The following is a 12,418-nucleotide window of genomic DNA, read 5'->3' on the forward strand; positions in this document are numbered from 1 at the left end:
TCCCTAAACCCTCATGCGTATTTATCAACTTGACGCGTTTACCGATCAATTGTTTGCCGGTAATCCGGCGGCAGTTATACCGTTGACCAATTGGCTTCCTGATGAACGGCTACAGCAAATCGCGGCAGAAAACAACCTGGCAGAAACGGCATTTTATGTAAAAACCGATCAGAAAGACACGTATCATATTCGCTGGTTTACGCCTACTATCGAAGTCGACCTATGCGGGCACGCTACCCTCGCTACAGGATACGTGCTGTTTTTCCTGGAAAATACTGAACTGGGCGATCAGGTATTTTTTACGTCCCGATCGGGTTTGCTGAAAGTGTGCCGAAGCCAGGATGGCTGGTTAACGCTTGATTTTCCGGCTGATATAGTTCACAAAGCTAACCTCCAACCGCCTGCCTTGATCAGTAGTGTAAAGGAAAGACCCCTGGAAATTTACAAGGGTAAAACCGATTACATGCTGGTTTACAAATCGCAGGACCAGATCGAAGCGCTGGAACCTGATTTTCGGGAAATGAATACCGTACCCGCGCGGGGAGTCATTGTGACCGCACCCGCCAATCCGGATTCAGGGATTGATTTTGTAGCCCGCTTTTTCGGTCCGCAGGCAGGTATCGATGAAGACCCGGTAACGGGTTCTGCGTATACGACGCTTATGCCGTACTGGGCCGAGCGGTTAGGGAAAACGGAACTGTCGGCCCGCCAGTTGTCAAAACGAGGAGGTTATATTCGGTGTAAACTCAATGATGATGGAACCAACCCCATCCGGGTCGATATTTCAGGGCAGGTGCAGTTGTATATGACCGGAGAAATTCATCACTGAAGTAGCTTGCTATTCAATTCATCAATCACGAAGTCATAGCCCGAAAGCATCAACGCCTTCGGGCTATTTCTTTTAAAAGAAATCAATTATTTTAATTTGTAATAAATCTAAACAAGCTTACCTTTGTGGCAGAAAACAACAACGATTCATGAGTACGGATTTGCTGACTACTGATTATACCCTTGCTCCAAACGATGCTAAGACCCTGATTCAGAGCAACCCTTTCGTGGGCTATGAGTGCGTGTTGAAAAAATGCTGCAAGAAATATAAGAAGGGCAAACGCTGTAAAAAGTGTCCGGATTGATCCGGCTTATTTTGCCCGATAGGGCCTTTTGTCCATCTTCGCTGGATGGAAATACAGTATACATCCGTTTCTGAGCTTCCCCAGGAGCCTCTCCTTTCTTCACTGATCGATCTGCTTATCGCTGTTTTTTCTAATCGATCTCGTTCCAAACTACTCGCTGAACTCATTGATCAGCAATCCCGAACAGGGTTGCAAATGCAACTGGCACTGGCCGATGGTCGGGTTGTTGGTTGTAAACTGGGCTATGAACGGAAGAAGGGCCATTATTATAGCTGGCTCGGTGGGGTTCATTCCGATTTCAGAGGTCACGGAATTGCGTCAGAACTGATGCGCCGACAACACGAGTGGTGCCGAACCCAGAAATACCATACCATCCGAACGCAGACCTACAATCAGTGGCGTTCCATGCTTAGTCTGAATATACACGTTGGCTTCGACATCATTGGCGTCACGCAGGGAAAACGTGGACTGGCTATTGTGCTGGAGAAAAAGTTATAAACGGAGGAGAGGGGGGCGTTTTCTGATTGTACTCATCTGTTTTGAACCCAACTTCCTGTTTTCTTGTCTCTAAGCAGAGATGCACCTTTATTTGCACATACCGTTTTGTAAACAGGCCTGCCACTACTGCGACTTCCATTTTAGTACGAGCATGCGCCTGAAACCAGCTTTGGTTGAGGCCATTTGCACGGAAATCCGCCTACAGAAAGAATATTTGCCAACCTCGGTTCTGGAAACAGTTTATTTGGGTGGCGGAACACCCTCAATCCTGACGGAGAATGAAGTGGCTCAGCTTTTTGAGACGATCAATAATCAGTTTGTCATAGCACCCAACGTGGAAATAACACTGGAGGCTAACCCGGACGATCTGAGTCGTGAAAAACTAACGATGCTTCGTCGATACGTAAATCGGTTGAGTATTGGTATTCAGACATTTGACGAGAAAACACTTCGCTGGATGAACCGCGCCCATTCGGCTACGGAAGCGGAAAATTGCGTTGGTCTGGCCCGGGAAGCGGGGTTTGAAAATCTGAGCGTCGATTTGATTTATGGAATCCCGAACCGCCATGAGTCGTGCTGGCAACAGGATCTGGAGAAGATGCTGGCTTTGAACATACCACACCTCTCGGCCTATGCCCTGACCATTGAACCTGATACCGCTTTTGGGCGCTGGCAACAAAAAGGAAAGCTACCCCCGGCCGATGAAGCGCTGGCTGCCGACCAGTTTGAGGAGTTGACCCAGGCATTGATTCTGGCTGGTTACGAACATTATGAAATCTCGAATTTTGCCCGTGCCGATCAGAAAGGTGCTGTTCAATATGCCCGGCATAATACCGCCTACTGGCAGCGCAAACCCTATTTGGGTGTCGGCCCCAGTGCCCATTCCTACAATGGTTTTTCGCGGCAATACAATATTGCCAACAATGCACGTTATATCGCTGTCATTCAACAGGGACGCGTACCTGCTGAACGCGAAGAACTAACCATCGCCGATCAGGTAAACGACTATCTGCTGACTGGATTACGGACTCAGTGGGGCTGCTCACTAACTGAATTGAACAAATTACTGGCAATGGATTTTACCTGTCAACAGGCTGATGAGCTGTCGGCCATGTACGCATCGGGCTGGCTTATACGCGAGGGCGATTGGCTGCGTCTGACCCAGGCGGGCAAGTTGTTTGCCGATCGGGTTGCTGCAACTTTATTTGTGGAGTAGGGGAGTGTGCTCTGCCGTAGGGCCTCGCTTTTTCGGGGATTTTGGTTTTATTCGCTAAAAAGAACGGGTTTCCACCAGCCTTACTAGTATTTTCGCGGAATGCGCCTACACCTATGAATCCTCAGCAACCTGTCAATAGATTCCGTGATAGTGGTCCCCGAATACCACGCCCTAAAGTCAATCAACCCAATCCTCAACCGGAAACCCGCCGTTTCCGCCGGTCGAATCAGCAGGATTCGTCCCGTTTGGGAAAAACCCGCCAGTTTATCCGCGAACGGCCTTTTCTGGAACGTGTGTACTGGTTTTGCCTGAAAGCGTTCCTCTGGATTTTCTTTGGTTCGCTGGGGTATGTTATTGCGTTGAAATACGTGCCGGTTGTGGTAACCCCCCTGATGGTTTCGCGTTGGATGGAGGGAGATAGTACCACGCATAGTAGTCATATTTACAAAAAATGGCGTTCCTACGACGAAATCAGTAAAGAAGCGGCATTGGCGGTTGTATCGTCGGAAGATCAGGCGTTTCCGACCCATTGGGGCTTCGATTTCGATGAAATCCAGGATGCGATTAAAGAAAATAAAACCCGCAAACGTCCACGGGGAGCCAGTACCATTTCGCAGCAGGTCGCCAAAAATGTATTTCTCTGGAACGGCCGCAGCTATATCCGAAAAGGATTGGAAGTCTATTTTACGGTGCTGATTGAGCTGATCTGGGGTAAAAAGCGGATTCTGGAAGTGTACCTGAATGTGGCCGAAACCGGACCTATGACATTTGGAGTTGAAGCTGCTTCAGAACGCTTTTACCATCATTCAGCGGCATCGCTTTCGCGTGATGAAGCCGCCCGGATAGCGGCCGTATTACCCAATCCGCGTAAGTTTTCGATTGCTCACCCTTCTAATTACGTTCAGCGAAGAACCCGTCAGATTGCCCGTCAGATGCGCTACCTGGGTGGGCAGAAGTATATTCGGAATTTGTAATTTTCTCAGCCATCCCCCTTTCTAAAACCTAAGAAGTTCTTTGCGTTAGTCAACTTACAGCGTTTTGCTCAGGTAGGGTGAGGGCAGGTTCTTACGACCGGCCCTCACGAGCTTCAAATAGGGGTTTTAGAAAAGGGAATAGCGTGACGTTTGAGGTCATTTTACCGAAAATCGATACACGGTTGTGCTGTTAAACGTTTCGCCTGGGCGCAGAACGGTACTGGGGAAATTCGAATGGTTAGGCGAATCAGGGAAATGCTGGGTTTCCAGACATACCCCAAATCGACGGCTGAGCGGCACTCCATCTTTGTTTTGCAGTTTGCCGTTCAGGTTGTTAGCAGTATACACCTGTACGGCGGGTTCGGTCGTAAAGGTTTCCATAAATCGCCCGGTAGTTGGATCATATAGCGTAGCGCCCAACTTCAATTTCTTCGATTGATCGGTGAATACCCAGCAATGGTCATAGCCTTTGCCATATTTGATCTGAACGTTGGTGGTGTCATTGATCCGGTCGCCCAGGGGAGTTGGCTTTGTAAAGTCGAACGGAGTACCGGCTACGGGTAAAATTTCGCCTGTAGGAATCTGTTTAGGGTCGGTCGCCAGCACCTTATTGGCCGCTACCATCAATACATGATTCATTACATCGTGTTTCATGCCACTAAGGTTGAAATACGTGTGGTTGGTCGGGTTAAAAACCGTGGGTTTGTCGGTAGTGGCTTTGTAGTCGATACGTAGTCCATTGTCCTTTTGAAGCGTATACGTAACCGTAACGGCCAGATTACCCGGATACCCTTCTTCACCATCCTTTGCGGTATATTCCAGTACAACGGCAGGTTCGGCCCCATCTTTAGGCGTCGCTTGCCAGAGCCGCTTATCGAAACCAGTAGGACCACCATGAATGTGGTTGCCATTGTTGTTCTGGGCAAGCGTATATTCCTGTCCATCCAGCGTAAATTTCCCATTCGCAATCCGGTTGCCGTATCGGCCAATGATAGGTCCCAGACTAGGGGTTCCTTTTATATAATCGGCGAAGGTCGGTACGCCCAGCGTCACATCATCCAGTTTCCCCGATTTATCAGGCGTAGCAATAGAAACGATATAACCGCCATAGTTGGTGATTTTTACGACCATCCCGGCGGCATTTCGGAGCGTAAACAGGTCGGCTTCGCGCCCGTCGGGGAACGTACCAAAAAGAGTTTTTTCAATACTGGCTTTGGGCGGGAGGGTGTTGGTGGCGTTGGGCGATTCAGGCGTCATGCTGCTTAAAAAAAGCGATCCAGCTAAAAATGAGATAATACGTTTCATTCGAACGAGCGGTTTAGGCAGGTTGGTGTAAAGATACTGGCCTTACGCCAATAAGCCGGGAAAGCGTTGGTTTTACCCGATAAAGTGTTGGATACAGGATAGGAGTTTTTAAGTTCAGGAAACGTTACTTGTTGAACATACTGACAACACAATTGTAGCATTTAAGCAGGGAGTTTAGGTGAATTTAATGGGGGATGATAATATCCTATACATTGCCGAAAAAATGATATAGACATTGGGGTCGTTTTTAGCCTTATTTTGAGATTAATATGCAATATGACTATTTGCCTGGCGCTGGTAATGTTCAGATTGTTTAAAATTCTGTTTTTGAGGAGGATAGACTAACTGACAAAGTCACCAATGAAAAAGCTACTTATCCCTGTTTCCCTTGCTGTTACCCTGATGTTGAGTCAGACACCCGCTTTCGCTCAGTATCCGACCATTCCGGCGGACGTTCAGAAAGAAAGCGATGAATTGCTCACAGAGACCTGGCGAAAATCGAATATTGCCTGGGAAAAGGCGAAACCAATCATCGAAAAGGAAGCGAAGGAAGGGAAACCGTATATCCCCTGGGCGGCCCGTCCGGTCGATTTACCACAGGCTAGTATTCCGGCGTTTCCGGGTGCTGAAGGGGGGGGCGCTTACACTTTCGGGGGACGGGGTGGTAAAGTTATTGTCGTAACGAGTCTGGCCGATAGTGGACCCGGTACGCTGCGCGAAGCCTGCGAACAGGGTGGCGCTCGTACCATTGTGTTCAATGTGGCCGGTATTATCAAGCTCAAAAGCCCGCTGATTATCAGAGCGCCATACATTACGATTGCTGGTCAGACAGCACCGGGCGATGGCGTTTGCGTGGCGGGTGAGTCGGTTTGGATCAATACGCACGATGTGCTGATTCGGTACATGCGGTTCCGTCGGGGCGAGACCAACGTGGGCCGTCGCGACGATTCGATTGGCGGGAACCCAATTGGTAACATCATGATCGACCACGTATCGGCGAGCTGGGGGCTGGACGAAAACATGTCGATGTACCGGCACATGTACAACGATAGTACCGGCAAAACCGTAGAAGAAAAACTCCCGACGGTTAACATCACGATTCAGAACTCCATTTTCTCGGAAGCGCTCGATACCTGGAATCACGCCTTTGGCAGCACGCTGGGCGGTGAAAACTGTACGTTCATGCGCAACCTCTGGGCCGATAATGCAGGCCGGAATCCGTCAATCGGCTGGAACGGTATTTTCAACTTTACCAATAATGTGATCTTCAACTGGGTGCACCGGTCTACCGATGGGGGCGACTATACGGCTATGTACAATATTATCAACAACTACTACAAGCCTGGCCCACAAACACCCAAAGATTCGCCCCTGGCTTATCGGATTTTAAAACCCGAATCGGGCCGGAGCAAACTGCCTTACCGGGTCTACGGACGGGCTTATGTCAATGGTAACATTGTAGAGGGGAATGATAAAGTGACAAAAGACAACTGGGATGGTGGCGTACAGGTAGAAGATATGCCCAATGCGGGTGAATATGCCTCTAAAATGAAGTGGAACGAACCTCTCCCGATGCCTAAACTGACTATTTTGTCGGCCAAACAGGCTTATGAATTTGTTCTGGCTAATGCAGGGGCAACCCTACCCAAACGTGATCCGGTCGATACGCGGGTTGTGGAGCAGGCGCGTACCGGCAAAATCGCCTACAAAGAAGGTGTTAAATTGCCCGAAACGCAGTTCAAGCACCGTCGATTGCCGATTGATTCGTACAAAAACGGCATCATCACTGACCCGATTCAGGTAGGGGGGTATCCCGAATATAAAGGAACGCCCTACGTTGATTCAGATAAAGACGGTATGCCCGATAGTTGGGAAACCAAAAATGGATTGAATCCGAAAGATCCGTCTGATGCCAGCCAGGATAAAAACAAAGACGGCTATACCAACATCGAAGATTTTCTGAACAGTGTCGTAGCCGTTCAGACCGTACGCCCACGAACGTAGTATAGTCCGTGCGTTTGGAGTACCCTTTTGTGACGTAGGTTCTTAAACCTGACGTCACAAATACATAAGTAGCCAATTAGCCTAAATCACCGTGCTTAAGTCTAGCTCATTCATTCTTCTGCTTACACTGCTTGCCGCCATTTTTGGGCGAATGGCAGACGTGTATGCGCAAAAGAACAAACCGGTTCCCGCTAAACCGGTGGCAGTAGGAAATGATGGGCACCTGACGTACACTCCCGACGAGCGCGGCAATCGCATTCCCGACTTTTCGTATTGCGGCTATAAAGCAGGTAACGAGGTCATCCCGAACGTAGCAATCAGGGTAGTTGTGCCGGTTCGGAAAGGTGATGCGACCCGGCGTATTCAGGCCGCACTAGACTATGTGGCATCGCTACCGCTGGGCAATGATGGGTTCCGGGGAGCGGTTTTACTCGAAAAAGGGGTGTACGAAGTAGCCGGAAGCTTGCGTATCAACGCTTCGGGCGTGGTGCTACGGGGTAGCGGCATGAACGCTGGCGGAACCACCCTTCTGGGCACAGGAACCAGCCGCGACAACGTACTTACTATTTCGGGAAAAGCAGATCGGCAATCAGCAACAGCAATCACCATTTCAGACGCCTGCGTGCCGGTCAATGCGACAAAAATGCACGTAACGAACCCAACTGCTCTCAAGGTTGGGGGTTTCGTGCAGATACGGCGACCTTCTACTAAAGAGTGGATTCAGAAACTCGGCACCGATACGTTTGGCGGTGGCCTTTCGGCATTAGGCTGGAAACCGGGTCAACGCGATCTGCACTGGGATCGGCAGATTATGGCCATCAACGGCACGGAACTGACCCTCGATGCACCCATTACAACAGCCCTGGATTCGACCTATGGCGGAGGTACGCTGGCCAGCTACAACTGGCCAGGCCGGATCACCCAGGCGGGGGTCGAAAATCTCCAACTCGAATCTGCCTACGACAAGGCTAATCCCAAAGACGAAGATCATCGCTGGATGGCTGTTGTACTCGAAAATGTTCAGGATGCCTGGGTTAGGCAGGTTGTTTTTCGACATTTCGCTGGCTCAGCGGTAAACATTCAGGAAACCGCCCGACGCATCACCGTCGAAGATTGCCAATCGCTGGCTCCCGTTTCCGAAATCGGTGGCGAACGTCGTAATACGTTTTTTGTGCGTGGCCAACAGGTTCTTTGTCAGCGTTTATATGCCGAATCGGGTTACCATGATTTTGCCGTCGGATTCTGTGCGGCTGGCCCTAATGCCTTTGTGCAGTGCGAATCCCATTTGCCGTACAGTTTCAGCGGCAGTATCGACAGTTGGGCATCGGGGGTGCTGTTCGATGTTGTAACGATCGATGGTAATGCCCTGCGCTTTGCCAATCGTGGGCAGGACGAGCAGGGCGCTGGCTGGAATGCAGCTAACAGCGTTTTCTGGCAGTCGACAGCCGCCCGCGTCGATTGTTACCAGCCCCCAACGGCACAAAACTGGGCGTTCGGCATCTGGGCGCAGTTTGCGGGGGATGGCTATTGGGACAATGCCAACGAGCATATTCAACCCCGGAGTTTGTATTATGCGCAACTGAAAGACCGTCTGGGTGATAAGGTAGCTGATAGAGCCATCCTGCTGCCGGTAGAGTCCGAAGCATCGAGTAGCCCGAAAATTGAAGTGGCTGCGGCACTGACTAAACAGGCTGTCAGTCCGGCGCCAACTTTGTACGATTTTATCATGGCCGCTCCCAGTCGGCAAGCCATTTCAACAGCGTCGAACGCTCCGTCTATCGACGCCATTGGCACTCCCAAAGAAACGGCTGCTGCAAAGTCGGACCGCCGACCGGCCGAGCCGATGCAGGTTCTGCACGGAAAACTCGTTCGGGGAGCCAAACTCCTGACTGGTACACGGCAGGAAGTCACCTGGTGGAACGGTAGCGCACGACCTTATGGCCTACCGAATGCCAAACCGCACATTACCCGATTTGTACCCGGTATGACGGGGCGCGGCCTGACCGACAATCTGGATGCCATGACCGATTCGATGAAGGCCGATAATATTCTGGCTATCGACCACAACTATGGCCTTTGGTACGACCGTCGCCGGGACGATCACGAGCGGATTCGTCGGATGGATGGCGACGTGTGGGCACCGTTTTATGAACTACCCTTCGCCCGTAGCGGCAAAGAAACCGCCTGGGATGGCCTCAGCAAATATGATCTGACGAAATACAATGCCTGGTACTGGAATCGCCTGAGGCAATACGCTGACCTCGCTGATCAAAAAGGACTGATACTCATTCACGAAAATTATTTCCAGCACAATATTATTGAAGCGGGGGCGCACTATGCCGATTTCCCCTGGCGACCGGCCAACAACATCAATCATACGGGATTCCCGGAGCCAGTACCGTATGCCGGGGACAAGCGAATTTTCATGGCCGAGCAGTTTTACGATGTCTCGCATCCGGTTCGTCGGGCGTTGCATCGGGCTTATATCCGCAAATGCCTCGACAACTTCACGGGCAATACGGGGGTGGTGCAACTGATCGGTGCCGAGTTTACCGGGCCACTGCCTTTCGTCCAGTTCTGGCTCGACGTAATCGGTGAATGGCAGAAGGAAACGGGCCGAAAAGCAACGATTGGCTTGAGCACGACCAAAGATGTTCAGGATGCGATTCTGGCGGATGTCAAGCGGGCGTCGCTGGTTAATCTGATCGATATTCGGTACTGGTATTACCAGGCCAACGGTACGGCCTATGCACCGGCAGGTGGGCAAAATCTGGCTCCGCGCCAACACGCCCGACTGACTCCTCCGAAAAAAACATCGTTCGAGCAGGTGTACCGGGCGGTTTGTGAATACCGTCAGAAATTCCCCGAAAAAGCCGTCACCTATGCCTCTGATAGTTACGACTCAATGGGTTGGGCGGTGCTGATGGCGGGCGGCTCCATGCCAAACGTGCCCCCAGTAACCGATCCGCAATTTTTGACCGATGCCACCCAGATGCAGCCAATGGAGTTGCCGCAAAAACCAGCTAATCAATGGGCGATGGGCAGCGAAAAAACGGGCTACATCATCTACGTAGAAGGTAATACCCCTGTTGAGCTTGACCTGACCAAATCGGTCGGTTCATTTTCGGTGAGTTACATCAACCCCAAAACGGGCGTTTTAACCAAATCGAAAGAGGCTGTAAAAGGGGGCGGTATGGTTAGTCTGAAAAAACAGAGCGACGGACCTGAGGTGATTTGGGTAAAAAAAAGTAAAGGGCTATGAGATTTTTCAGCATAAATAAAACCTCAGCAACGCGCTTTTGTCCTTCCGGGGAACGAGGAATCTCAAGCCTTCCTATTCGTAGCGTTGAGATTCCTCCTATCGTCGGAAGGACAAAAAAGGTAGGGCGGATTAGTGTCCAAACCCTAACCTTTGTACTCGCTCTCTTCATCCAAACCTACGCGCAGGATACGGTTCGTTATGTCGGCACCACCTTATCCAATGTCGATTATCACCACGGGCAGTTGAGTCCGGCGGTGGGTGTACATAACATTCAGGTGTTTCGGGCCAATCGGGAGCACCCTGAACTAGCGGGTGGTACCAACTGGACCTACAACCATGCGCCTATGCTGGCATACTGGAACCAGACGTTCTACCTGCAATACCTCAGCAATCCGGTTGGTGAACACGTTCCACCGGGGCAAACGCTGCTGCTGACTTCAAAAGACGGGTATTCCTGGTCGAAACCGACCATTATTTTTCCCCCGTATAAAATTCCCGATGGCTGGAAGAAAGAAGGTCGCCCGGAAGTCGCTAACGATTTGTATGCGGTCATGCACCAGCGTATGGGTTTCTTCACTGCTAAGAATGGCAGGCTATTGACACTGGCTTTCTACGGTATCGTGATGGGGCCCAAAGATGATCCCAACGACGGCAACGGCATTGGTCGGGTGGTGCGTGAAATTTATGCAGATGGCACGTTTGGGCCGATTTACTTCATTCGATACAATTCATCCTGGGACAAGGCGAAATCGGCATATCCGTTCTATACCCGTTCGAAAGACAAGGGGTTTGTGGAGGCCTGCAACGAACTGCTGGCGAATCCGCTGATGATGCAGCAGTGGGTAGAAGAGGCCGACCGCAACGATCCGCTTATTCCGCTCAAAAAAGACATAAAGGCATTCAGCTACTACCATTTGCCCGACAATCGGGTGGTGGGGCTTTGGAAACACGCCCTGACCAGCATCAGCAAGGATGAGGGTAAAACCTGGCTCTACAATCCGCTACGGGCACCGGGCTTTGTGAACAGCAACGCCAAAATCTGGGGGCAACGCACCTCCGATGGGCTATTCGCCACTGTCTATAATCCGTCGGAATTTCGCTGGCCGCTGGCCGTTTCAACCAGTAAGGATGGGCTGAACTATACTAATCTGCTGCTGGTCAATGGCGAGATCACGACGATGCGGTACGGTGGGGCGTATAAATCATACGGTCCCCAGTATGTACGAGGTATTGAAGAAGGCAACGGTACGCCCCCGACGGTAATCTGTGGGTGACCTACAGCATGAACAAGGAGGATATCTGGGTATCGAAAATTCCGGTATCAATCACTGGTGATGTATCGACTCACCCGAACGAAACCTTTGCGCTGATGCCTGCCGGTGATGAATTGACATACTGGAACCTCTACAGTCCACTATACGCGTCGGCAAAAATCGAATCGGTAGCAGGTGCGAGAGCGCTGGTGCTTCGGGACAAAGACCCCTTCGATTACGCCAAAGCCGAGCGAGTAATCCCTGATTCGAAGAAGCTGGCTGTCGAGTTTACGGTCGTCCCTCAGCAAGCCAACAAAGGCACACTCCAGATTGAATTTCAGGACGCCAAAGGCAACGCGGCCGTTCGACTGATGTTCGATGCGGATAGCCTGTTCAAAGCCAAAGTTGGCTACCGTGATTCGGGGATTCAGAAATATGAAGCTACTAAACAGTACGACGTACGGATCGAGCTGGACCGCGACAAACGGATGTTTACAGCCTTCGTTAACGGCCAGCCTAAAGGAACCAGGCTATTTTTCGCGCCGGTGGCTTCGTTTCGCCGGGTAGTTTTCCGAACGGGTGGGGTTCGCCGGTTTCCCGATGCCGATACACCCACCGATCAGAACTACGATCTGCCCAAAGCGGGCGAACTGGAAGCCGAAGCGGTGTTTGTAATCAAGTCATTCAAAACGAGTTCGTTGCCGTCACGCGCTGAATAGAACACAGATTTTTATGATGGTTATGATCAATTAAGATTTGCCATTGTGTCTATT

General features: G+C 50.7%; 9 protein-coding genes. 8 read left to right on the top strand and 1 reads right to left on the bottom strand.

The features are described from left to right. The first annotated feature begins 13 nt into the window (after positions 1-13). From B5M13_RS11125 to mtgA, 4 genes are all read left to right on the top strand, one after another. Positions 14-829 (top strand): PhzF family phenazine biosynthesis protein, encoded by an 816-nt coding sequence (locus tag B5M13_RS11125; protein ID WP_080055739.1) that lies wholly within the window; start codon positions 14-16, stop codon positions 827-829. A gap of 349 nt (positions 830-1,178) precedes the next feature. Continuing rightward, positions 1,179-1,631: a GNAT family N-acetyltransferase gene (locus B5M13_RS11130; RefSeq protein WP_080055740.1), complete on the top strand. Its 453-nt coding sequence runs from the start codon at positions 1,179-1,181 to the stop codon at positions 1,629-1,631. A 79-nt stretch (positions 1,632-1,710) separates the two neighbouring features. After that, positions 1,711-2,847 (top strand): radical SAM family heme chaperone HemW, encoded by a 1,137-nt coding sequence (gene hemW, locus B5M13_RS11135; protein WP_080055741.1) that lies wholly within the window; start codon positions 1,711-1,713, stop codon positions 2,845-2,847. A gap of 113 nt (positions 2,848-2,960) precedes the next feature. Next, entirely contained in the window at positions 2,961-3,821 is an 861-nt protein-coding gene (gene mtgA, locus B5M13_RS11140; protein WP_179950486.1) for a monofunctional biosynthetic peptidoglycan transglycosylase, read from the top strand. 156 nt (positions 3,822-3,977) lie between these two features. Here the strand turns inward: mtgA and B5M13_RS11145 are convergent, their stop codons facing one another. Further along, positions 3,978-5,126 carry an aldose epimerase family protein gene (locus B5M13_RS11145; RefSeq protein ID WP_080055742.1) on the bottom strand — a complete coding sequence of 383 codons (1,149 nt, stop codon included), beginning with the start codon at positions 5,124-5,126 and terminating at the stop codon, positions 3,978-3,980. A gap of 360 nt (positions 5,127-5,486) precedes the next feature. Between B5M13_RS11145 and B5M13_RS11150 the strand changes: the two genes are divergently transcribed. The 4 genes from B5M13_RS11150 to B5M13_RS34100 all read left to right on the top strand — a co-directional run bounded on the left by B5M13_RS11150 (position 5,487) and on the right by B5M13_RS34100 (position 12,364). Next, positions 5,487-7,130, top strand: coding sequence for a pectate lyase family protein (locus B5M13_RS11150; protein ID WP_080055743.1), 1,644 nt, complete (start codon positions 5,487-5,489; stop codon positions 7,128-7,130). A gap of 91 nt (positions 7,131-7,221) precedes the next feature. After that, on the top strand, positions 7,222-10,392 hold the full coding sequence (locus B5M13_RS11155) for a DUF6298 domain-containing protein (protein WP_245859946.1): 3,171 nt from the start codon (positions 7,222-7,224) through the stop codon (positions 10,390-10,392). Further along, complete coding sequence (locus tag B5M13_RS34095; protein WP_245859948.1) at positions 10,389-11,666, top strand: exo-alpha-sialidase; 1,278 nt, start codon at positions 10,389-10,391, stop codon at positions 11,664-11,666. Before B5M13_RS11155 ends, B5M13_RS34095 begins: the two co-directional genes overlap by 4 nt. 8 nt (positions 11,667-11,674) lie before the next feature. Further along, the gene (locus tag B5M13_RS34100) at positions 11,675-12,364 is read left to right on the top strand and encodes a hypothetical protein (RefSeq protein WP_245859949.1); all 690 of its coding nucleotides are present in this window, start codon (positions 11,675-11,677) and stop codon (positions 12,362-12,364) included. Positions 12,365-12,418 lie beyond the last annotated feature (54 nt).

It is taken from the genome of Spirosoma aerolatum (assembly GCF_002056795.1).
Classification (GTDB): Bacteria; Bacteroidota; Bacteroidia; order Cytophagales; family Spirosomataceae; genus Spirosoma; species Spirosoma aerolatum.

Coding starts and splice junctions, on each gene's coding strand:
- B5M13_RS11125 (WP_080055739.1), top strand. CDS start 14: ATGCGTATTTATCAACTTGACGCGTTTACCGATCAATTGTTTGCCGGT.
- B5M13_RS11130 (WP_080055740.1), top strand. CDS start 1,179: ATGGAAATACAGTATACATCCGTTTCTGAGCTTCCCCAGGAGCCTCTC.
- hemW (WP_080055741.1), top strand. CDS start 1,711: ATGCACCTTTATTTGCACATACCGTTTTGTAAACAGGCCTGCCACTAC.
- mtgA (WP_179950486.1), top strand. CDS start 2,961: ATGAATCCTCAGCAACCTGTCAATAGATTCCGTGATAGTGGTCCCCGA.
- B5M13_RS11145 (WP_080055742.1), bottom strand. CDS start 5,126: ATGAAACGTATTATCTCATTTTTAGCTGGATCGCTTTTTTTAAGCAGC.
- B5M13_RS11150 (WP_080055743.1), top strand. CDS start 5,487: ATGAAAAAGCTACTTATCCCTGTTTCCCTTGCTGTTACCCTGATGTTG.
- B5M13_RS34095 (WP_245859948.1), top strand. CDS start 10,389: ATGAGATTTTTCAGCATAAATAAAACCTCAGCAACGCGCTTTTGTCCT.
- B5M13_RS34100 (WP_245859949.1), top strand. CDS start 11,675: ATGAACAAGGAGGATATCTGGGTATCGAAAATTCCGGTATCAATCACT.